Here is a 23,007-nt window from a genome sequence, read left to right as displayed (position 1 = left end):
GAATGCAAATTGGAAAAAAAATAAAGAACCTTCGCTTGAAAAAAGGATTGACCCAGGAAGAATTGGGCGAAAGAACGGATTTAAGCAAAGGATATATTTCGCAGTTGGAAAGGGATCTTAGTTCCCCTTCGATTGAAACTCTTTTCAATATTTTAGAAGTACTCGGCTGCAAGCCGAAACAGTTCTTCGATGATGAGGATCAAGTCCAAAAAGTAGTGTATGAAGAAGATGCACAAACGTTTTTCATCGATGAGGAACGGGGATACCAAATTCAGTGGCTCGTGCCTGAATCGAATGAAAAGGAAATGGAACCTATTCGCCTGACTCTCCAGGAAGAAGGGGAGTTCAAACAATTTGAACCATCCTTGTCGGAAACATTCGGTTATGTATTAAGCGGAAGAGTCATTGTAAAGCTAGGGACACATACGTATTTCGTCAAGGCAGGGGAATCGATTTATTTTCATGCTTCAGATGAACATCAAATCATCAATGATTTTGAAGGTCCGTCCGAGTTATTACTCGTGGTGACGGAATCATACTTATAAAATTCAAAAAAATGCAATCGTTGAAGATTGATGAGTAAGGGAATGGAGAGAGGGTAGAAGCTATGGCAAATGGGAATATAATACGCTTCGATCAGGTTACGAAGCAATTTGATGATGAAACGGTGGTTCTCGATAATGTTAGTTTTGAAATCGAGAGAGGGAAGTTCTATACGCTATTGGGTCCTTCCGGATGTGGGAAGACCACGATCCTTCGTTTGATTGCCGGATTTACGGAAGCTTCCAAAGGTGATATTTACTTTGAAGGGAAAAAGATCAATGATGTGCCAGCCAATAAAAGGCAAGTGAATACGGTATTTCAAGATTATGCACTGTTTCCGCATTTAAATGTGTTTGAAAATGTAGCATTTGGTCTTCGGATCAAAAAAATGAAGAATTCGGAAGTGGAAATCAAGGTGAAGGAAGCCCTCAGCTTTGTTAATTTGGAAGGGTATGAAAAACGGGAGATCAGGGAAATGTCCGGCGGTCAGCGGCAACGGGTAGCGATTGCGAGAGCTATTGTTAATGAACCTGAAGTCATCCTCCTGGATGAACCGCTATCTGCCCTCGATCTGAAATTGCGTACAGAAATGCAATATGAATTGCGGGAGCTGCAACAGAGGTTGGGAATCACGTTTATTTTCGTCACCCATGACCAAGAGGAAGCATTAGCGATGTCAGATGAGATTTTTGTCCTTAACAAAGGGAAAATCCAGCAAAGCGGGACCCCTACGGATATTTATGATGAACCGCTGAATCGATTCGTTGCCGACTTCATCGGTGAGTCCAATATTGTAAAAGGAAAAATGATTGAAGATTACCTCGTGGAATTCGTCGGCAGACAGTTCGAATGTGTTGACCAAGGATTGAACAGTAATGAAGCTGTCGATATTGTCATCCGCCCGGAAGATTTAGAGATCACTTCCATCGATCGCGGAAAACTGCAAGTTCGGGTGGACTCCCAGCTATTTCGCGGTGTTCATTATGAAATCAGCTGTTATGACCATGATGGAAATGAGTGGCTTGTCCAATCAACGAAAAAAGTGGCAGTCGGAGATGAAATAGGTCTTTATTTCGAACCGGAATCGATCCATGTCATGCGATTGGGTGAAACTGAAGAAGAATTCGATAAGCGTCTGGAAGCGTATCATGATGGGGAAAGTCATGAAGAATAAAATATCCCGGAATATTTACTTCATACCCTATGTCTTATGGATTGCTTTATTCGTGATCGCACCCATTTTGTTAATCCTTTACTATTCCTTCTTTGATATTGAAGGCAATTTATCATTGATTAACTATCAAAAGTTCTTTACGCCAGTATATTTAAAAATGACATTAAGCTCATTTTGGTATGCATTCCTGATTACGGGAATATCCCTTATAGTGGCTTACCCGACAGCCTATTTGTTAACGAAAACCAAGCATAAGCAGTTGTGGCTTTTGCTGATTATCGTGCCTTCCTGGATCAATTTACTTTTGAAGGCTTATGCCTTCATTGGAATTTTTGGCACGTATGGTGTGGCGAATGGTTTTCTGGAAGCGATAGGAATCGGAAAGCAGCAGATTCTCTTTACGGATTTCAGCTTCATATTCGTTTCGGTTTATATTTTCATCCCGTTTATGATTTTACCGATATTCAATGCGCTTGATGAAATGAATCCAACCCTTTTGGATGCGGCCAATGACTTGGGAGCGTCCCGATGGATGACATTCCGCCGTGTCATTTTTCCATTGACGTTAGATGGGGTAAAGACGGGATGCCAAGTAGTCTTCATCCCCGCACTTTCATTGTTCATGCTTACAAGATTGATTGCCGGTAACCGAGTCATTACGCTTGGTACGGCTATCGAGCAGCACTTCCTTGTAACACAGGATTGGGGGATGGGTTCCACAATCGCGGTATTTTTGATTATTATAATGTTCCTGATTATGTTTGTAACGGGTAACCGAAAGCAGGGTGTGTAAATTGGGCAATAAATTATCACCAATATCAAAAGCGTTTCTCGTTTTGATTTTTCTCATTCTCTATGCACCGATTTTCTTTTTAGTCTTTTACTCTTTTAACAGCGGTGGAACGATGTATGACTTTAAAGGGTTCACGATGGAGTGGTACAAGGAGCTGTTCCAAGATACGAGGCTGTTGATCATTGTATTGAATACACTTGTGATAGCTTTATTATCTGCACTGATCGCAACGATCGTCGGGGTGATAGGGGCAATTGGAATTCGCTCCTTTACGAGCAGAAAAGCTAAGAATACGGTATTGTCATTGAATAATGTATTGATTGTCAGTCCCGATGTGATCATCGGCGCTTCCTTCCTGATTTTATTCACAATGGCCGGGATCAAGCTTGGATTCTACTCGGTACTGTTGTCACATATCGCCTTCAGTATCCCGATCGTTGTGCTGCTGGTCCTTCCGAAACTTCAGGAAATGAGCACCACTTTAATCGATGCGGCCCGGGATTTAGGGGCAAGCCGGTGGGATGTATTGACGAAGGTCATCCTTCCATACATCTTGCCAGGTATCTTTGCTGGTTTTTTTATGGCATTGACTTATTCACTTGATGATTTTGCGGTAACGTTCTTTGTGACCGGTAATGGTTTCTCCACTCTTTCCGTGGAAATCTATTCATTGGCCCGCCGTGGAATTTCATTGAATATCAATGCACTATCGACACTGCTGTTCGTCGTGACACTGCTGTTGGTTGTCGTCTATTACTTTATAACTCAACGTGTTAGGCAAACGGGAATGGGGGGGAAACGATGAAAAGGATTCTCCAAATGTTTTTGCTCATTTCCCTCGTATCCGCTTTGCTGCTATATGCGATTTCAAAATTGAATTCAGCGCAGGGATTTACGAGCAGCAATACGCTTACCATCTATAATTGGGGCGATTACATCGATACGGATCTAATCGAACGTTTTGAAGAAGAAACAGGTATAAAGGTCATTTATGAGACATTCGATTCGAATGAGGCCATGATGACTAAAATCGAACAGGGCGGTACGACTTATGATATTGCCATTCCGTCTGAGTATATGATCGATAAGATGAGGCAAGAAGACTTGCTGGTTCCCTTGGATCATTCCAAGCTTCCGAATTTGAAAAATATCGATGAGCGATTCATCGATCTGCCATTCGATCCGGAGAATAAATATTCCGTCCCGTACTTCTGGGGAACCGTTGGAATTGTTTACAATTCCAAGATGCTCGGTGGCAAAGAAATAACGGCATGGGCGGATTTATGGGATAAAGATTTAAAAAATGAAATCCTTTTGACGGATGGCGCTAGAGAAGTGATGGGCATGGGACTGAACTCTTTGAATTATTCATTGAATGATACAGATGAAGAACACCTTCAAGAGGCAAAATCCAAACTTGATGCCCTCACCCCGAATATTAAAGCAATAGTGGGGGACGAAAGCCGCATGCTATTGGAAGCCCAGGAAGCGGCGATTGGCCTTGTTTGGTCGGGAGTTGCTTCTGAAATCATGGCTGAAAATGAAGATCTCGAATACGTTGTTCCAAAAGAGGGGTCCAATCTATGGTTTGATAATATGGTCATCCCGAAAACAACGAAAAATGTCGATGCGGCCCACCAGTTCATCAACTTCATGCTGGACCCGAAAGTTGCGGCTCAGAATGCTGAATATGTAAGTTACTCGACACCTAATAAAGAAGCACTTAAATATATGCCTGAAGAAGTGGTGAAGGATGAACGTTTCTATCCATCACCTGAACTGACGAAGAAACTGGAAGTGTATGAAAACCTTGGGAAGAAAAACTTGGCCCGTTACAATGAACTCTTCCTTGAATTCAAGATGCATCGTAAATAACAAAATAAATAAAGCATGGTGTAGGAATTCCCTCCGTACACCATGCTTTTTCGTTTGCTCGAAACTCACGAGTAAAGGCCGAATTACACTCTGTTACCTATAAATCAAAAGTTGATATAACGGTATAATACCGTTTTTTGTAATGAACAACCAAAACTTTAAAGTAAATCTGTAACAGAATGAAATACTCTAAAATATCTGTAGGGATATAAGTATGTTAGTATAATGATTGAGTTAGTGCATATTGAAGGTTGTGTTAAAATCTTAAGGATTAATTAATATTTACAAGCTATCATAATAGAAAACTTAAGGGAGATTATTCATGAAACTATTAAAAAGCACGAAGGCATATATTTGGGCAGGGAGCATTTTAATCATTGCCGGGATCATGGCATTTGCGATGATTTCGTCCATGGATAAGACAATTGCGAGTATCGATGGCAAGAAAATCAATGAGGATGAGCTGTATGACGCGCTTGTTGCGGGATACGGAGCAGATACTTTAGACCTGTTAATTACGAATAAATTGGTTGAATTGGAAGCGGAAAAAGCAGGAATCAAAATTAAGGATGAAGAAATCCAGAAAGAAATCGATGTTATGGTTGAGTCCTATGGTGATGAAAAGTCGTTAAAAGAACAAATGGAAGCAAGCGGTTCTTCAATGGATGCTTTAAAAAAGGACATCGTGGTTTACCTGCAAACGAAGAAACTGGTCGAACCGAGAATTACCATAACGGACGATGAAATCAGTACGTATTTTGAAGATAATAAAGATACATTTGCTCAACCGGAACAAGTGGAAGCTAGCCATATTCTGGTCGAAGACGAAAAAACGGCTAAAAAGGTTGCGAAAGAACTTGCAGCAGGCGGTGATTTCGCTAAGTTGGCAGCTGAATATTCCACTGATACTGAAACGGCGGATAAAGGTGGAAGCCTAGGGTATTTTGGGAAAGGCAATATGGTGCAAGAGTTTGAAGATGTTGCTTTTGATCTTGATATAAATAAAGTCAGTGATCCAGTCAAAACCGAATATGGGTACCATATCATAAAAGTGACCGGTAAGAAGGAAGCGAAAAAAGCTAATTTAGAAGACAGTAAAGAAATAATTAAAGAAACGCTTCTTTCTGAAAGATTACAAGAGGAATATCCAGTTTGGTTAGCCGAAGTGAAAAAAGACCATGATATAACGAATAAATTGGAGGACTCTAAATAAGGTTATCAAGTGAAGGATATATGAAAAAAGGGTTCTGGTGTACCTTTCATCGAATGATGTTCCAAATCCAATTGGCCCAAAGCAACACATTCAACTCCATAGGTATGGTTCTGTAAATTTTATACAGAGTTGATTGGAGCGGAAGGTACGAGACTCCTGCGTGAAATGCGCGTCTAGGGGAGACCCCGCAGGCGAAAGCCGAGGAGGCTCCCCGACCGCCCGCGGAAAGCGAGTGCCTGGAGCGGAAATCAACATCCAAATTGTACAAGCCATAAAAATAGACAAACTCGATTTTCATTGAGTTTGTCTACAGTCTGAGCTGAGGCATAATGCCTCAGCTTTTTTATATATTAGAAGTTGGATGAGATGGATTTTTGATTGGATAGTCCTGATTTTTTAACGATTTCATCACTCTCTTTTTCATTATTGGATTTCAATGATTGTGCTGGCGTTTCTTTTAGCTGTTTACCGGCAACGACCACTTTTGAACTGATGTCTTTCAATTCACTTGTTGCGTCCTTCGCTGTACCAAGGGCATCAGTGGAGATATCCTTTACTTCAGATACTTTACCCACCACGTCTTCATTGACAGTTTCATATAGTGTTTCAACGTCATTGATTGCCTCTTTAATCGTCTCCGTTGCCCCTTTGACTCCTGATACCATCTGTTCCTTCATTTCGCCGGGATTTTCCTTGACCTGTTCAATCATATTCATGGAGTTGTCTTTTAAAAGGATGGCAGATCGCTTTACTTTATTTCTCGTGTTGGAGTCGAGCAAGGTCAATGCACCGCCGACAAGCCCCCCGATTAGAATGCCTTTTAAAAGTTTGCTATTCGTTTGAGTCTCGATAGTTGTTTGAGTCATTTATATTTCCTCCTTTAGAATAGTAGATTGTTTGCTTACTTTGGGTTTTCCCTTATTTACCATAAGTTAAACTGGAAATAATAAACTGTCATGGGATTGACATAATAAATAAAACAATAGTACTCTACATATAGTTAAATGACTGAACTACTTTTTATGGAGGTGCAACCATGACTAATGAAAAAGTTACTGGATTGATTGATCGATATATGAGGGTTTCCTTCTATGTCAATAAAATGGGGGAGCTATTAATAAAAGATCAGATTTGTGATGTGCTGACGAATGAACAATACTATACTTTACGGTTCATTCAACAACAGGGTTTGTGTACATCGACGGAAATCAGTGATGCCTTTTATATTAATAAGAGTGCCGTCACGTCCAACATCAACAGGCTGGAAGGCAAAGGATTGATAGAAAGGGAACAGGACCTGGTTGACCGCAGGGTCTTTCACTTGAAGCTTTCCAAAGTGGGGGAAGCGTTGTTGCAGGAAACGGAAAATAAGATTCATAAATTGGTAGAGAGCATCATGACGAAATTCGATTATGAAGAGATTGTCAGATTCCTTGATACATATGAGAAGCTTTCACAAATTTTTATTCAAATGAAGAATGAGGAATGGGAGGAAATATAATGAGGGGGATCATAAAGGGAAGATGGCTGGTCATTATCGCTTGGGTTGCCATTACGGCAGGTTTATTGTTTGCGGCACCGAATATGGCGGACCTTGTCCGGAATAAGGGACAGCTGGATGTACCGGCAGAGTACTCCTCTGGGATGGCCAATGAGCTAATGAGAGAGATCCAGGATAAAGATGAGTCACAAGTGGCCCTCGTATTTCATGGTGATAAGAAGCTGTCTTCCCCGGAATTGAAAGAGATCGAGGTAGCGATCCAAAACCTTGAAAAGAATAAGGCAGAGCTTGGCATCAAAGAGGTCATGACCCATTTTAAAGAGCCCTCGCTAAAAGGTCAGTTGGTCTCGGAGAATGAATCAACGGTTTTGACATCCATCACGATGGTCAAGGGCGACCGGGAAGCTAAGGAAGTGATCGATGCCCTTTATAAAGAGTTGGAACAAGTGGATGTCGAGCATTATTATACAAGCAGTTGGATGATCGATGAAGATCTTAATGCGAATTCCCAAGAGGGGCTGAAGAAAACTGAAGGCATCACGGTTGTCTTCATTCTGGCTGTGTTGCTGATAGTCTTCCGTTCAGTGGTGGCACCGATCATTCCGTTGGTAACGGTAGGTTTCACTTATTTATGTTGCCAATCCATCGTCTCATTCCTGGTGGATAAATGGGACTTTCCGATTTCGTCTTACACCCAAATATTCCTGGTTGGTATTTTATTTGGAATCGGAACTGATTATTGCATCCTGCTTCTTAGTCGTTTCAAGGAGGAGCTATCATCTCGGGAGTCCTTGCCTGAAGCCATCGTGGAGACATACCGAACCGCCGGTAAGACTGTCTTCTTCAGCGGTCTGACTGTAATGATTGGCTTTGCGGCAATTGGTTTTTCTACTTTTAAGCTCTATCAATCTGCGGCGGCCGTTGCCATAGGTGTTTTCATATTAATGATCGCCCTATATACGATCGTCCCATTTTTCATGGCGGTTCTTGGCAAGAAGCTATTCTGGCCGGCGAAAGGGAAACTTGCGCATAGTGAAAGTAAACTATGGGGAACTCTTGGCAACTTCTCCTTGAACCGCCCATTATTGGCGCTTATGATTGTCGCAATCGTCTGTGTTCCCTTTTTGTTTATGTATGATGGGAAGATTTCTTATAACTCCCTTGAAGAAGCGGGTGAAGATGTTCCTTCCATCATGGCATTTAATATCATTTCCGATGAATTCGGCCCGGGACAATCGATGCCAACTCAGATTGTCATAAAGAATGACGAACGCATGGATTCGGAGGAATATGTCGCACTTGCTGAAAAAATCAGCCAGGAAATTGTCAAGGTGGATCAAGTTGAAATAGTTCGATCCATGACACGCCCGACAGGTGAACCCATTAAGGACTTATTTGTCTCCAATCAAGCCGAAACCTTGGAAAAGGGAATCGGGGAAGGAAATGAAGGCATTAAACAAATCAGCGATGGATTGAAAACGGCAGGCAGTGAGCTATCCGATTCAGGACCGCGATTGAAGCAAGCGACGGACGGAATAGGGGGGCTCATATCCGGGACCAATGAATTAAAGAGCGGCGTAGGTCAGGTGGAGAAGGCGTTAACAAGCATTGAAGCAGGCATTCGTGATGGGTCTTCAGGAACCGGGGACATAAAAAACGGATTGAATGAGGTCAAGGCAAACTTGGATAAGCTCGCCGCCGGAAGCGGACAGCTTCTCGAAGGCTATAAACAATCAGCTAATGGGTTAAGTGAGCTCACAGGTCAATATAAAGAAATTCAAACTAACCTTACGGGTGTATCACAAAGCCTTGCCGGTTTAAATCCTTCCTTTGAGCAAATGGAAGCCACTCATCCAGAATTACAGGCTGATCAGTCCTATCAAACGATCAAGCAAACAGTGCAAGGGGCACAGGGTGGCTTGGAGCCCATGGCAGCAGGCCTTTCAGAGCTCAATACGAATCTTGGTTCAGTGTCCGGCGGTTTGAATACGGCGAATGAAAATATGGCAGAAATCGTAAAGGGTCAAAATTCTCTTGGGGAGGGCCTGAACCAATTGATTTCAGGCGTTGACAATTTACAAAAGGGTCTAAGCACCATGGCTAATGGTCAGGGGGAAGTCATAAATAATCTGTCAGGTTTTAAAGGGGGCCTTACTAGCTTAAGTAATGGGCAGCAAGAACTCCTGAATGGTTTTTCAAGACTCGGCGGTCAGCTTACTGATTTGACTGAGGGCTTAAATGAAAGTGCGGATGGTCTGAATGAAGTCCATGATGGACTATCGTCCGCACAGGGTTATTTATCAGGGCTGGCAAAAACGGATAAAACGGTAACAGGCATGTACATTCCCAAAGAAGTAGTGGAAAGCGAAGAATTCGGGGGAAGCATTGAACGCGTATTTATCCGAAGATGGTAAAACCATGACCATGGATGTGGTGTTCAAGGCGAATCCTTATTCCAATGAAGCAATCGAGCAAATCGATTCGATTGAGGCAACCGTTGAAAGAGTAACGAAAGATACAAAGCTTGAAAACGCGCAAGTGGCGATAGGGGGAATCACAAGTACACATCATGACTTGGGCCTGATGTCTGGGGAGGATTTCTCAAGGACGGTCGTTTTGATGCTGTCGGGTATTGCAATCATTCTCTTTTTCATGCTGCGATCCTTGATCATGCCTGTCTATTTGATTGTGTCGCTCGTTTTGACTTATTATACAGCGGCAGCCATTACAGAGTTGATTTTTGTTAATATTCTCGGGTATGCCGGCATCGGCTGGGCAGTTCCTTTCTTTGCCTTCGTCATCTTGATTGCTCTTGGCATTGACTATAGCATTTTCTTGATGGATCGCTTTAACGAGTGGAAGGATAAGCCGGTCAAGGAAGCGATGTTACTGTCCATGAGAAAAATGGGAACGGTGATCATCTCGGCGGCTGTCATTCTGGGCGGAACCTTTGCTGCCATGATGCCAGCAGGAGTTTTATCGCTCTTGGAAATAGCCACTTTAATATTGGTGGGGCTTGCTTTATATGCATTTGTCATCTTGCCATTATTTATTCCGGTGATGGTTGCAACGTTTGGAAATGCGAATTGGTGGCCGTTTTTGAAAAATAAGGAATAAAATGGACTATAAAATAAAGAAGGGCTCCATTCCGAAACCCTTTTTGAATGATCATAAGATGGGAAATGGATTTAAAAGCTCGCCCGGTGGAGGAAGAATTGCAATCATAAGTTCCATCATACACATAATCAGGCGTACTGGTTTTGTAAACTGCATCTGCAACACAGGTTTTTCAACTTTCTCAATCGGTGTTACTCTCGTCTACAACACAAATCTGTTACGGTCTGCTGGTGCATGAAACGAATGTGTGGAATCAATAAATACATGCTTGCACTCATTCGTTAATGAAACTTTTAGTTAAAAGGGGATTGAAAAGCGTTTCAATAAAAGTTTCAGAAAGACTGTTGGCACATGGAGTTCTGTCTAATTACTAAAACTCTGTTGACTGGAAAAGGATTCTTGCTAAAAACGAGTCCAAGGGAGACATACCGTACCGGACACTAAAGGTGCCGAGGAGGCTCACGGGCCTCCAGCTCAAAAGCGGGTGCCTGCAGTGGAATTCAACCTCAACTTCCAACTCTCAAAAAAACTGTAGACCAACTCGATGGAGTTTGCCTACAGTAAGAAATAAACAACCGAAACAAAAAAACTATGTATTCCATTTCATAATTGGGGGATTCTTGTTTTATATTTAGCGATGATCTTTTGATTGTGTTCATCTGCCCCTTCGATATTACTGCTTAGGAATACGGGAGGGGTTTCCCCTGATTCAATAATCGCTTGGATGACTTGCGTGAAAATCATATTGAGGAGAACGGCCCCGACCACGGTCGATCCGGAACCAAAAGGTATATTATTTGATTTCAGTAATGTATCACCTTTGGCAATATGATTGTCTATGACCAAATCAACGACATCGTGGAGATAATGCTTCTGTTTATGCCGTGAAGAACAACTTTTTGCATACTCCGGTGATGTTAGTCCAATGACGAATGCCCCTTTTTCTTTTGCGATGGTGGCGACATCTATCGGAACGGGATTTACGCCGGATGACGAAATGACAATACAGACATCACCAGGACGGATATCTTCATCATGCATGAATTTCTCTGATAGGTCATTTTGGCGTTCAAGTTGGGATGACCTTGAAGCTCCTTTAAAAAGCATTAGATCTTCAACGAAAATTGGACGAATTGCGGCTAACCCACCTGCCCGGTAGAATACCTCTTCGGTCAAAATGTGGGAGTGTCCGCTTCCGAATAAATGGATGATCCCATCCGACATGACTGCTTTTGAGATATGTTCCACAGATTCCTTAATTGATTGCTTTTCCTGTTCTCCCACAATTGTGAGTAAAGCCTGCACTTCTTCAAAGTATGAGTTCATAAATGTGACACCCTCCGATTACCTTGGTGATTAAAGTCTAAATATTCATTTTTATCTGCTTATATTGATACTGAACTTGTACCTGTCCGCCCGATAAGCCGATTTAACATATTCAAGGGGAGTTCCGTCTATTAGGAACGTATGCCTTTGAATGAATAATATGGGTGAGTGCTTTGGAATCGCTAAATGGGTGACTTCCAATTCAGAAGCAATCGATGATTCCAACGTTTGTGTAGCATAGTCTATTTTTAGTTTAACGTAGTTCTCCACATATTGGTAAAGGGAAAGATTAATGATTTCTTCCGTTAATCCTTTAATTAAATTGGCAGACATGTACACGGTTTCGAGCGCCATTGGAACATCATCAGCCAACCGAATGCGTTTTATTTCATAAACGGGAGCATAAAGGGAAATGTGCAATTCACTTGCAATCTTCTTATCAGCCGGAATGATTTCAAAGCTCAGCAACTTGCTGCTTGGATTTAATCCCCTGGCCTTCATGTCCTCGGTAAAACTGGTCAGCCCATTGAGCTGCTGCTCCAATTTCTTATCGGCGACAAATGTTCCCCTTCCTTTCTGGCGGTATAAGTATCCGTCATTCACCAAATTATTTATGGCTTGGCGGACGGTCATCCGGCTAATTTCGAATTGCTCGGCATATTCACGTTCAGATGGAAGGGCATCGTGCGCTTGGAACTCACCGTTTTCTATTTGTCTCTTTATTTGTTCTTCAATTTGAAAATAAATCGGAAGAGGTGAGTTTTTATCAATCATCGACTTTCGCTCCTTTAGGGTATTATCACTCCGGATAACGCTTTTTGGTCTGCGATAATTGTAACATTATTATGTTTTTTTAGGATAGATGCAGGAAATTCCTCGGAAATGTCACCGTGTATCAATTTCTTCAGTGTTTCGGCTTTTTCTTCACCAGAAATCAGCAGCAGAATTTCTTTGCTTTTCATGATTGTTGAAATGCCCATCGTAACGGCATGTGTCGGAACTTCGTCTATGGAGTCGAAATAACGTGCATTCGCTTGGCGCGTTGACTCTTCAAGTGTCACGACATGTGTACCGGATGTGAAGGAAGTTCCAGGTTCATTAAAACCAATATGGCCATTTTGCCCAATGCCAAGTATCTGAAGATCGATCCCTCCCACGGAATCAATCATTTCATCATACCGTTGACATTCTCCGTTCGTGTCATCGGCTGTGCCATTTGGCAGGTGAGTGCGCTCTTTATTTATATTGATGTGAGTGAATAAGGAGTCATTCATATAATAATGGTAACTGTTTGGATCATTTGGTTTTAAGCCGATATATTCGTCAAGATTAAAAGACGTTACATGTTCATATGAAGTATGATTGCGCACGTGATCTTCAATCAAATTATCGTACATTCCTTTAGGGGTACCGCCTGTTGCAAGGCCCAATTTGATATTTGGATTTCCTTTGACTTTTCCGATCACTATTTCTGCGGCTTTCCGGCTCATTTCCGTGTAGTCCTGCACTTGTATGATATTCATTATACATTCTCCTTTTTAAAAGCTAAATTCCCTCTGCAGAACGTCATTTCAACGTCCAAGCGGTCATTCAATATTACAAGATCTGCGTCCTTGCCGACCTGGATGCTTCCTTTTCTGTCAAAAATCCGAAGTTGTTTGGCAGGGTTTTCCGCTGTCATTTTAATAATGTCAGTCATGGAACAATCGGTATATTCCATTGTGTTCTTGATGGCATCGTTCATTTTCAATATACTGCCGGCTAGTGTACCGTCTGAAAGCGTTGCTTTCGTTTCGTCAACATTAACAGGCTGACCGCCTAAATCATAGGTTCCCTTTTCAAGCCATTTGGCACGAAGCGAGTCCGTTATCAGTATCATTCGTTCGCTGGTAATTTGGTTATATGCCAGCTTGATCATTTCCGGCCTGCAGTGTATACCATCGGCAATAAGTTCAACATATAGCTCGTCTCGAAGATAAGCAGCTCCCAAAACACCAGGTTCGCGGTGATGGAGTCCACGCATCCCATTATAAAGATGTGTAACGTGGGTAGTCCCTGCCTGGATTGCTTCATCTATTTGGTCATATGTTGCATCTGAATGGCCGATGGAGGCGACGACGCCAGTTCCCCTTAAGTGGGCGGCAAGATCTAATCCGTTCGGTTGTTCAGGAGCAAGCGTTACAAGCTTGATTTGATTTTCGGCCATTTCCTGCCATCTTTTAAATAGAGTGACATCAGGATCAACGATATAATCCTCAGGCTGTGCTCCTTTACGGGCCGGTGAAATGAAAGGACCTTCTAAATGAATTCCAACTATTTCAGCGTTTTCTTGAGTTTGATTTTCGATATATTTACCAGCGTTAAGAAGTGCTGATTCAATGGCTTGGGTGGATTGGGTCATTGTAGTGGCCAGAAAGCTGGTGGTTCCTTCTTTAGGAAGGGTCTTTGCCATTGTGGATAATGCGTCATGTGTGGCATCCATTGCATCGGAATTGGATGCTCCGTGAATATGAATGTCGATGGCACCGGGAATTACCTGATAATCCGGTGAAAGGGTAATCACCTTGGCATCATCGTCCTGTTTGTATTGGCTGACTGGACCAACTTCGGCAATTTTTCCATCCACGACTTTAATGTACCCATTTTTGTATGTTTCCTTTTCGCTGTGAACCATCAGATTATTAATAATGAATGTTTTCATACATAATCTCCTTTATGAAAGTAAAACTTAATGAATGAGTCATGAAATGGTCTCATATATTTTGCCCTCATTTTATCGTTTTTATTAATAGTTGTCTAGACCAGTTAAGGAGTATCAGGAACAAAAATGATGTTTTTACTTTGTTTTCGAAGAATATAGTATATTTACAAGTAAATTGGTATAGACATCTATATATTTTCTGTGCTAGTATAATCCCAAAGAAAAGTTATCATATTGATAAAATGAAAACGCTTAATACATCTTGTTGTTGATCAAAGAAGTTAGGTACAAGGGAGATGAGTTCGATGTTAAATTTTTTGCAAAAGATCGGGAAAGCTTTAATGTTACCGATTGCCGTTTTACCAGCAGCCGCGTTATTGCTTCGTTTAGGGCAACCGGATTTACTTGATATAGCCTTTATTGCCGCAGCTGGAAAGGCGATATTCGATAACCTTGCGATATTGTTCGCCTTGGGAATAGCGATAGGATTATCCAAAGACGGAAGTGGAGCTGCGGCATTATCAGGTCTTGTTGGATACTTTGTATTAACGAATGGTACACAAGCGATTGATAAAGAGATCAACATGGCTGTTTTAGGCGGTATTATATCGGGTATAGTTGCCGCTCTTCTATATAATAGATACTCCGACATAAGACTCCCTGAATGGCTTGGATTCTTTTCAGGGAAACGATTCGTCCCGATCATCACTTCGCTTGCGATGATCATACTTGCGGGGATATTCGGTTTTGTGTGGCCTCCGATTCAAGATGTAATAAATAGTGTCGGTGACTGGATTACAGGTGCAGGGGCATTGGGTGCCGGCGTATTCGGCGTATTGAATCGCCTATTGCTTCCAGTAGGACTGCATCATGTCTTGAATAGTATGGTTTGGTTCGTCTTTGGTGAGTACAATGGAGCGACGGGTGATATAAATCGTTTCTTCGCAGGGGACCCGACTGCTGGGCCCTTCATGACCGGCTTTTTCCCGATCATGATGTTCGGTCTTCCAGCTGCAGCATTAGCTATGATTGCAGCTGCTAAGAAAGAGAAACGTAAATTGGTGACAGGGATGCTTGTTGGGTTGGCTTTCACTTCTTTCCTTACAGGAATCACTGAACCGATTGAATTTCTGTTCATGTTCATCGCACCGGTGTTATATGTAATACATGCCCTTTTAACCGGGGTCTCTCTGGCACTTGCTGTTATATTGGATATCCATCATGGGTTTGGATTCTCCGCAGGAGCCATTGATTATTTCTTGAACTTTGGTATTGCGCAAAAACCGCTATGGTTAATTCCGATTGGATTGGTATACGCGGCAGTTTACTTCGTGATCTTCTATTTTGTCATCAAGATCATGGATTTAAAAACACCTGGCCGTGAAGACGATGAGGAAGAAGTGGAAGAAGAAACAATTGTGAAAACAGGGGATAAATATACCGATATGGGATCGCTTTTCATTCAAGATCTTGGCGGTAAAGAGAATATAAAGCTAATTGATAACTGTGCAACACGCTTGCGTTTACAAGTGGCCGATTCAGGAAATGTGAATGAAGCAGCCTTAAAACGGCATGGTGCGCGCGGTGTCATGAAGTTGAATAAATCGAGTGTGCAGGTCATTGTTGGAACGAATGTTGAATTCGTTGCTAATGCAATGAAACAGCTTGTCAAAGATGGCGTCGACCCTAGTAAAGTGAAAACAAGTCCATCTGCACAAGTGGCAGAGGATGTTGTAGAGGAAAACCAAGCTTTGGGTGCAAATGACTTTGTTCTTCCAATTGAAGGAACCGTTTTACCGATAGAACAAGTTCCCGATCAAGTGTTTGCCATGAAAATGATGGGGGATGGCTTTGCTATCGAGCCGGTCAACGGAAAACTAGTATCTCCAATCGATGGTGAAGTGCTAAGTATCTTCCCGACAAATCATGCACTGGGCTTGAAAATGGATAATGGTCTGGAAATTCTGATCCATGTTGGTTTGGATACAGTTAAATTAAATGGAGAAGGGTTCACAGCTCTTGTTCAAGAAGGCCAAAGAATAACAAAAGGAACACCTCTTTTGGAAATTGATTTAGATTTCATTAAACGGAATGCACCATCAACGGTCACTCCTATTATATTCACAAACTTACCTGAAGGAACGGCAGTGAAGTTGCAAAAGTCAGGGATCCAGAAACAAAATACACCAGATATCATCCAGTTGGAAAAACTATAAATTTGTAAAAAGGGGTGTCGACTCGTCGACATTCCTTTAGACTGTAGACAAACTCAAAGAAAAGTGAGTTTGCCTGCAGTTTTTTTATGGCGCGGACGGTCGGGGAGCCTCCTCGGCTTTCGCCTGCGGGGTCTTGAGTTGGAGGGGGTGGTTTGGGTCATACTCACTGATCATCTCTCCTTCTATTGGCGATGCTCTTCGTGTTCCCGTTAATGTATCATTCCCTTCATGCTTCAGCTGTAGAAAGCGGGCTGACCACTTTCTGTTTGGGACGTACTGTTGTGGCCGTACAGTTTTCCACTTTCACCAATATCAACTCTGCTTCGATGGGAATGGCAGCCACATTGTTCAATGTACAAAACCGGATTGGCTCTGCAATTGGTGTAGCCATCCTAGCCAGCATTCTGGGGAAGTGGGCACTAGCTCGATAGGAACGAATGGGGAACACCATGTTAATTCAATATCCTATCAATTTGCTCTCCTAGGTTCTGTGGCTTGCTCGTCATAGCCCTATTATTTGCAATGCGTTTGAAAAAGTATGATTTTAAGGCCAAGATACCGAAACAACATATGGCTAAATCCCTGGATGTAAAACAGGTCAGAAGCGGATAAGTAACTCATTCAGTCAGGTTTCTGGTAGAGGAAGGCCACTGTGATTTTGCCAGTGACATCCCTTTCATTTTGCTAGCAGTATAGTGACTGCCTACATAAAATGTTAATTAAGGCTGGCTTTGCGGCTCACTACCACATATGAAAAAAAGAGCCTGTTCGATTGGAAACAGGCTCTACATAGTATATTAGGTCTTAAGGCTCGGCGGAAAAGAGTATCATGCATTCGAGCAAATGCTGGTTATTTCCGCTGCATCAACGATACGCTGAACTTCAGATCCCTCAAGTGTCTCTTTTTTCAACAACTCTTCAACGAGCTCTTCATACTGAAGGCGATTCGAGTCAATCAACATTTCTGTTTCAGATATCGCTTTCGTAAATAGTTCCTGCATCTTTTGCTCCTTCTCGCCTTTATTGAAGGTGAGGGTGAATCCATCTTGAAGCATTCCGGTATCGACCATTTGTTCAAGTAGATGTTTCGCCTGCTGCACGTCTCCGCCTACACCGATGCTATGTTCTCCTAAATACATTCTTTCCGCCACGCCGCCTGCCAAGATCATTTTGACTTGATCAAGCAATTCACTGGCTGTTGCCAGATGGAGTTCTTTTGGGATCGGCGCTACATATCCAAGGGCTTCCCCGCGCGGAATGATGGTCGCCTTTCTAACGGAGCCAGGCTTTGTCAAAGCAGCAATCAGGGCATGTCCACTTTCATGAATGGCCACACGCCGCTTCGTTTCCGCATCATTCAAGGTACGTGATGTCGCTCCAAGTATCGTACGGTCAATCGCGTAATCAAGATCCTGTTTATGAATCATATCCTGTTCATTCCTCAGGGCATGACGTGAGGCAGTATCGAAAAGGGAGCTTAAGTCAGCGCCGGAGAAACCGGATGTACTTTCAGCCAACTCATCCAGTGAAGCCAGGACATCTGTCGCTAGACGCTTTCCCTTCGTATGGATATCGATGATTTCCTTTCTTCCTTGTGTATCCGGAAGTGGGACTTGGAAAGAGAAATCGATCCTGCCCGGACGTAGAAATGCCTCATCGAGCATATCTTTCCGGTTGGTCGCTGCAATGAATAAAATGCCTTCATTTGGATGGCCCCCATCCAATTGGACAAGCAGTTCGGTTAACGTTTTTTCGCCTTCTTCCCCGCCATGGGGTTTCCTTTTACCAGCCAATGCGTCCACTTCATCGATGAAAATGACAGCTGGCGATTGCTTACGTGCATTTTGGAAAAGGCTGCGGACTCGGGCTGCACCGACTCCAACAAACATTTCGTTGAAAGCTGAACCGCTCGTTGAGAAGAAGTTTGCACCAAGCTCTTTTGCAATTGCCTGTGCAAGCAGCGTTTTCCCCGTTCCAGGAGGGCCGTATAATAAAATGCCTTGAGGCGGCTTAATTCCAATTTTAGCTGAACGTTCAGGTTCCTTTAGTGTAGTAAGTGTCTGAAGGATTTCCTGTTTGATTTCGGATTGTAAACCGCCTACATCATCCAAAGTTATCTCTGGCAGGGGTTTTGGGGTGGAAAGGCTTTGTTTTTTGCTGCCGATCCGCAATCCGCCCTTTGATTTTTTCTGTATAATGACACCGGTTGTGACGAGGGCCGCCATTAACCCGCCTAAAATCCATAATGCTGATTTATTAGTTGATGAAAAAGAATATTGAACGTTATAAGTTTCGACTAGTTTGTTGATCATTTGACTGTTGGGAGGAATACTGGAAACGTATTCTCCATCTGGTGTGGAGATGTGAAGAGTGCCATTTCTTTTTTCTTCAATGGTGACAGTAGCTCCATTTTGGGCTTTAATCGTTTTTTCCACCGATGAAAAAGGAATGACCATATCCTTTGACTGAGTAACAGCATACCAACTGATTCCAGCAATTATCACAATGAGAGCCGTAAGGAACGGCAGCAATTTCGAAACTAATTTAGAGTTCGAGTTCAATTTTTCATCTCCTTTAAGTATATATATTCAGTATAAAATTTTTAAACATGTAATCTATAGGTCTTTATGCCTTAAATTAAAGGTAAATAATGTTAAAGTCAAGAAATAATAATTATTATGAAGGTTTAAAGGGTCCGGAATTTAGGAATATTTAATCTAACCGGCATATTAGACTTTTTAAATGCAAAATGCTAAAGTGAAATGGTCTAAGTCATGAAAAAATAAAATGGTAGAAGAGTGTGAAGTTCTATGAGTAAATTTATAAAAGACTATATGATTACGATGAAGGATATCGTTAGAGAAGGTGATCCCATTCTGCGTCAGGTAACGGATGAAGTTAGCCTGCCGATTTCGGATGAAGATCGTGAAACGTTGGAATGCATGATGCAATACTTGAAAAACAGCCAGGACCCAAAACTCCAAAAGAAGTACAACTTACGTGAAGGAGTTGGGTTGTCTGCCAATCAGATAGGCTTGAATAAACGCATGTTCGTCATGTACTTTCCCGACGAAAAGGGGAAGCTGTTTGAATATGCCCTTGTGAATCCGAAAATCATCAGCCATTCTGCCACAATGATCTATTTACCGCAAAGTGAAGGCTGCCTTTCCGTCGACCGTGACATTAAGGGATATGTACCTCGTTATGAACGGGTTAAAATCAAAGCTTTGGACGGTAATGGTGAGGAAATAGAGATGCGGCTGAAGGGCTTTGCTGCAATCGTGTTTCAACATGAGCTAGATCATTTGAACGGGATGATGTTTTATGATCGGATCAATACCGAAAACCCATTCAAGCTTCCGGAAAACGTGGAAGTGAAAAGCCTGTAAAACCCAAAAAGGCAAAGCGCCATGCTTTGCCTTTTTACTGTTTTATGGCTTTAGGAAACATATCTTCTTCCATATGCTTCCGCAAATCACTGAAAATGGCCAGGCTCATTTGCTGGTATCCTTTTGAAGTGAGGTGGATGCCATCATCGCTAATCAAGGTACCCAAGTCTCCGGAGGATTTAATATGGGAACGGACGTCGATCAAAGGCACCTTTAATTCCTCTGCAAGGCTTTTCAATTGGCGATTATACATCCCATGCCAATGTTCAATACCGCCGACATGGGAAACGAAATGCCCGATTGAATGACCGAACTTATCGGCGATGGATCTGTAATACCTGGCAGGATCCAGTGGCGGAAGAGTTAAAAGGAAAGGGGTTATATGCTTGTCCTGAACCTGCTTGACAAGTTGTGTGACATTTTCCAGGTAGCGCTCGATTGGAACGATGGGCTCATGTTCACCTTCTGGATTCTTGACTACTTCGTCCCAATGGAAGTTACAGTCGTTTCCACCGACCTCTATTAATACGATATCGGGATTTTCCGACATGACGTCTTTCTCGATCCGGCTGACCAACAGGTCGGAGTTATCATTGAAAACCCCTTTATTCAACACTTCGACGAATGGCAAAGATTCTGTTAGCTTAGCTAAAGAGTTTGGATAATTTTCTTTAATGATGCGAAGGCGCCCCCTAACATAAGAAATGCCTCTGGTTAAACTGTCTCCAAAACATACGATCTTCAAACTTCTCACCTCGGTATGTGAATGTATTACTTATATTTTAGTAGTGGAATGATATTTTCGGCAATCTTCACCTCCTTTATTGAAGGGAGATGAAAATACAAAAAAGCGCTGGAAGTGCAGCGCTTTTTGTTTATTGTAAGGATTCCTTTTTTGAAGGTGTTTCCACCCTTGTTTTTCCCATGAAGAACACAGTGATGGCTGCAAGACCGATCGGAATGAGAGCCAAGGTGAAGATGAATGAAATCGAATCGGACATCGCATGAACGATTTTATCCAGGATAAAATCCGGAATCTCCGCACGTGCTTCCGATTGGAAGAGCTGGCGTGGGTCCTCCATCAATCCGGCTGTATCCGGGCTTCCTTGCATTCCTTTAAACGCATCCGTCATTTTACTTGTGAATACATTGTTCTGAATCGCTCCATATATCGTTACACCGAGTGTCATCCCAAAAGAACGGAGGAAGGAGTTCGTTGAGTTGGCCGAACCCCGGAATCTAGGTTCCAAGTTGTGGATGGATGCTATAGGCAAAAGGGAGAAGGAAAAGCCCATGCCAAATCCAGTCAAAATCATGTACAAAGTTAATAAAGTCCTGCTGGTATCAGGGGTGATGGTCCCTAATAAAAGCATTCCTGCAAAATAACAGATGACGGAAACCGTCATTAAGTTACGAAAGCTTGTCTTTGTATTGAATATCCCGCCAATTGCACTGCCGAATACAGAACCAAGCATCATGGGAGTTAGGATCAGTCCGGCATTTGTTGCGGAACCACCGTAAACTGCCTGTACGAAAATCGGGATATAAACGGTTAAAATAATGAATGTACCGCCATAAAGAATGGCTAAAATTTGAGAAGTGGCAAATAATCGCCTTTTAAACAGCCATAATGAAATGATTGGATCTTTTGCCCTTTTTTCGAAAAAGAAAAATGAAACGAAGAAAACCACAAAACTGGCAAACAGGCCTATGATGGGCGAGGAACTCCAACCATACTCCCCGCCTAGTTCAAGAGCGAACATTAAGCTGATAACGGCTATGACGAGAGTTGCTGCGCCACCCCAATCAATTTTTTGCTCCTGGGTGTTGGGTGACTCCTTGTAATAATTCCAGATGAAAAATAAAGAAATGATCCCAATCGGAACATTGACGTAGAAAATCCAGTGCCAGCTGGAGTATTCAGTAATGTAAGCACCTAAAAGTGGTCCCAATACGCTTGATGCCCCAAATACAGCACCGAAAAGGCCAGTTAATTTTCCCCGTTTTTCAGGTGGGAAAATATCAAAAATAATCGTAAAGGCTATAGGCATCAAGGCGCCTCCGCCGATCCCTTGGATTGCACGGAAGATACTTAACTGCACTATGCTCTGAGCCATGCCGCATAATGCGGAACCAATCAAAAAGACTATAAGTCCGAAAATAAAAAACCTCTTTCTTCCATACATGTCCGAAAGCTTACCGAAAATCGGCATACTTGCCATCGTGGCGACCATATAGGCAGAAGTCACCCATACAAACTTATCAAATCCGCCTAAATCAGAAACGATCGTTCCCATTGCAGTCGCAACAATCGTATTATCCATTGCTGACATCAGGATACCCAGCAGTAAACCGGCAACAATGAATTTTTGTTTTTTTTGAACGTTCATTTATTTTCCTCCTTCATCTCAACCAGCTCATGAATTTTCCTTTACATGGTTGAAGGGTAAACGTTAAGATGAAACAAAACATTTATCTTGATATTCAAGATAAATTCAAGTGTAAAAGGGGTGGCATTTTATGTCAAGCGATAATAGGTTGAATTCAGCTCTGTTAGAGAGTTTAACACGCAGATTGCAGCGGTATGGAATGAGATCCGTTTTATTTCAACAAAATATGGCCCAGAAAATAGGGGTGTCCCATACGGACTTAAAGAGTGCTGAAATATTGAATGAAACAGGACCGATTACCGCTGGTGAATTATCCAAAATTACAGGATTGAGCACGGGTTCGGTTACGGCACTGATCAATCGCCTTGAGAAATCGGGTTATGTTAAAAGGGAACGAGATCAATTGGACGGAAGACGGGTAATGATTGCGCCGATACCCGAAAGGCAGGAACAGATAAAATCGCACTATCAATCGCTCTCCATGGCCACAAAAGAATTATGCTCAGCTTATAATGAGCAAGAGCTAATATTGATCAATCAATTTGTTGAGGAAATCACAAAAATCATGGATAAAGAAAATGACAAGTTAATGAGTGAGCGTGAAAGGTAGCTGATATGGAGGCTGCCTTTTTTATTTTTAGCCAGCTGGGAGCTACTTATCCTGCGTAGGAAGAGAATGAACAATGTCTGTTTCCATTAAAATATATATTGATAATGAATTTCATTATCTGCTAATATGAATCTACAAATCATTTCAAAGGGAGAATAC

The 23,007-nt window shown here is 42.2% G+C and carries 20 protein-coding genes and 1 pseudogene; 13 read left to right on the top strand and 8 right to left on the bottom strand.

Annotated elements, in window-relative coordinates:
• The first annotated feature begins 2 nt into the window (after nucleotides 1-2).
• The 6 genes from J7I96_RS19080 to J7I96_RS19055 all read left to right on the top strand — a co-directional run bounded on the left by J7I96_RS19080 (nucleotide 3) and on the right by J7I96_RS19055 (nucleotide 5,598).
• On the top strand, nucleotides 3-545 hold the full coding sequence (locus J7I96_RS19080; protein ID WP_214774721.1) for a helix-turn-helix domain-containing protein: 543 nt from the start codon (nucleotides 3-5) through the stop codon (nucleotides 543-545).
• Nucleotides 546-607: 62 nt separating this feature from the next.
• A complete protein-coding gene (locus J7I96_RS19075; RefSeq protein WP_214774723.1) occupies nucleotides 608-1,717 on the top strand; it encodes an ABC transporter ATP-binding protein in 1,110 nt (369 codons plus the stop codon).
• Complete coding sequence (locus J7I96_RS19070; RefSeq protein WP_134784274.1) at nucleotides 1,707-2,510, top strand: ABC transporter permease; 804 nt, start codon at nucleotides 1,707-1,709, stop codon at nucleotides 2,508-2,510. The genes J7I96_RS19075 and J7I96_RS19070 overlap by 11 nt, the downstream gene beginning before the upstream one ends.
• A gap of 1 nt (nucleotide 2,511) precedes the next feature.
• On the top strand, nucleotides 2,512-3,315 hold the full coding sequence (locus J7I96_RS19065) for an ABC transporter permease (RefSeq protein ID WP_214924360.1): 804 nt from the start codon (nucleotides 2,512-2,514) through the stop codon (nucleotides 3,313-3,315).
• The gene (locus J7I96_RS19060) at nucleotides 3,312-4,385 is read left to right on the top strand and encodes an ABC transporter substrate-binding protein (protein WP_214774727.1); all 1,074 of its coding nucleotides are present in this window, start codon (nucleotides 3,312-3,314) and stop codon (nucleotides 4,383-4,385) included. The genes J7I96_RS19065 and J7I96_RS19060 overlap by 4 nt, the downstream gene beginning before the upstream one ends.
• A gap of 322 nt (nucleotides 4,386-4,707) precedes the next feature.
• On the top strand, nucleotides 4,708-5,598 hold the full coding sequence (locus tag J7I96_RS19055) for a peptidylprolyl isomerase (protein WP_214924357.1): 891 nt from the start codon (nucleotides 4,708-4,710) through the stop codon (nucleotides 5,596-5,598).
• Between the two features lie 350 nt (nucleotides 5,599-5,948).
• On the opposite strand, the gene J7I96_RS19050 is transcribed toward J7I96_RS19055, so the two are convergent.
• Entirely contained in the window at nucleotides 5,949-6,464 is a 516-nt protein-coding gene (locus J7I96_RS19050) for a YtxH domain-containing protein (protein ID WP_214774731.1), read from the bottom strand.
• A gap of 170 nt (nucleotides 6,465-6,634) precedes the next feature.
• Here J7I96_RS19050 and J7I96_RS19045 point away from each other — a divergent pair, with 170 nt between their 5' ends.
• From J7I96_RS19045 to J7I96_RS29010, 3 genes are read left to right on the top strand one after another with little or no spacing between them, the layout of a single operon-like run.
• A complete protein-coding gene (locus J7I96_RS19045; RefSeq protein ID WP_214774732.1) occupies nucleotides 6,635-7,099 on the top strand; it encodes a MarR family winged helix-turn-helix transcriptional regulator in 465 nt (154 codons plus the stop codon).
• Entirely contained in the window at nucleotides 7,099-9,513 is a 2,415-nt protein-coding gene (locus tag J7I96_RS19040) for an MMPL family transporter (RefSeq protein WP_483861584.1), read from the top strand. The genes J7I96_RS19045 and J7I96_RS19040 overlap by 1 nt, the downstream gene beginning before the upstream one ends.
• Nucleotides 9,485-10,216, top strand: a complete 732-nt coding sequence (locus tag J7I96_RS29010; RefSeq protein ID WP_483861571.1) for an MMPL family transporter — start codon at nucleotides 9,485-9,487, stop codon at nucleotides 10,214-10,216. The genes J7I96_RS19040 and J7I96_RS29010 overlap by 29 nt, the downstream gene beginning before the upstream one ends.
• 603 nt (nucleotides 10,217-10,819) lie before the next feature.
• On the opposite strand, the gene J7I96_RS19035 is transcribed toward J7I96_RS29010, so the two are convergent.
• From J7I96_RS19035 to nagA, 4 genes are read right to left on the bottom strand one after another with little or no spacing between them, the layout of a single operon-like run.
• Entirely contained in the window at nucleotides 10,820-11,542 is a 723-nt protein-coding gene (locus J7I96_RS19035) for an SIS domain-containing protein (RefSeq protein WP_214774733.1), read from the bottom strand.
• 51 nt (nucleotides 11,543-11,593) lie between these two features.
• On the bottom strand, nucleotides 11,594-12,316 hold the full coding sequence (locus J7I96_RS19030) for a GntR family transcriptional regulator (protein WP_214774734.1): 723 nt from the start codon (nucleotides 12,314-12,316) through the stop codon (nucleotides 11,594-11,596).
• A 14-nt stretch (nucleotides 12,317-12,330) separates the two neighbouring features.
• Nucleotides 12,331-13,065, bottom strand: a complete 735-nt coding sequence (nagB, locus tag J7I96_RS19025) for a glucosamine-6-phosphate deaminase (protein WP_214774735.1) — start codon at nucleotides 13,063-13,065, stop codon at nucleotides 12,331-12,333.
• Nucleotides 13,065-14,243 carry an N-acetylglucosamine-6-phosphate deacetylase gene (nagA, locus tag J7I96_RS19020; protein ID WP_214774736.1) on the bottom strand — a complete coding sequence of 393 codons (1,179 nt, stop codon included), beginning with the start codon at nucleotides 14,241-14,243 and terminating at the stop codon, nucleotides 13,065-13,067. The genes nagB and nagA overlap by 1 nt, the downstream gene beginning before the upstream one ends.
• Before the next feature lie 305 nt (nucleotides 14,244-14,548).
• On the opposite strand from nagA, the gene nagE reads away from it, so the two are divergent.
• Together nagE and J7I96_RS28875 are read left to right on the top strand one after the other, a co-directional pair.
• Entirely contained in the window at nucleotides 14,549-16,459 is a 1,911-nt protein-coding gene (gene nagE, locus J7I96_RS19015) for an N-acetylglucosamine-specific PTS transporter subunit IIBC (protein WP_214774738.1), read from the top strand.
• 170 nt (nucleotides 16,460-16,629) lie between these two features.
• Nucleotides 16,630-16,866 (top strand): annotated as a pseudogene (locus tag J7I96_RS28875) (MFS transporter); the annotation flags it as partial.
• Nucleotides 16,867-17,286: 420 nt separating this feature from the next.
• Here J7I96_RS28875 and J7I96_RS19005 read toward each other — a convergent pair.
• Nucleotides 17,287-19,020 carry an AAA family ATPase gene (locus J7I96_RS19005; protein ID WP_214774742.1) on the bottom strand — a complete coding sequence of 578 codons (1,734 nt, stop codon included), beginning with the start codon at nucleotides 19,018-19,020 and terminating at the stop codon, nucleotides 17,287-17,289.
• A 249-nt stretch (nucleotides 19,021-19,269) separates the two neighbouring features.
• On the opposite strand from J7I96_RS19005, the gene def reads away from it, so the two are divergent.
• Nucleotides 19,270-19,848, top strand: coding sequence for a peptide deformylase (gene def / locus J7I96_RS19000; protein WP_101225705.1), 579 nt, complete (start codon nucleotides 19,270-19,272; stop codon nucleotides 19,846-19,848).
• A gap of 34 nt (nucleotides 19,849-19,882) precedes the next feature.
• Here the strand turns inward: def and J7I96_RS18995 are convergent, their stop codons facing one another.
• Nucleotides 19,883-20,593 (bottom strand): SGNH/GDSL hydrolase family protein, encoded by a 711-nt coding sequence (locus J7I96_RS18995; RefSeq protein ID WP_214774744.1) that lies wholly within the window; start codon nucleotides 20,591-20,593, stop codon nucleotides 19,883-19,885.
• Nucleotides 20,594-20,723: 130 nt separating this feature from the next.
• Nucleotides 20,724-22,238 carry an MDR family MFS transporter gene (locus tag J7I96_RS18990; protein ID WP_214774746.1) on the bottom strand — a complete coding sequence of 505 codons (1,515 nt, stop codon included), beginning with the start codon at nucleotides 22,236-22,238 and terminating at the stop codon, nucleotides 20,724-20,726.
• 130 nt (nucleotides 22,239-22,368) lie between these two features.
• Here J7I96_RS18990 and J7I96_RS18985 point away from each other — a divergent pair, with 130 nt between their 5' ends.
• Nucleotides 22,369-22,848, top strand: coding sequence for a MarR family winged helix-turn-helix transcriptional regulator (locus J7I96_RS18985; protein ID WP_214774748.1), 480 nt, complete (start codon nucleotides 22,369-22,371; stop codon nucleotides 22,846-22,848).
• The last annotated feature ends 159 nt before the right edge of the window (nucleotides 22,849-23,007 follow it).

This window comes from Bacillus sp. ISL-78 (assembly GCF_018613455.1).
Classification (GTDB): Bacteria; Bacillota; Bacilli; order Bacillales; family DSM-1321; genus Peribacillus; species Peribacillus frigoritolerans.
Note: the sequence above shows the minus strand (reverse complement) of the source record. Positions and strands in the feature narration are given on the sequence as shown.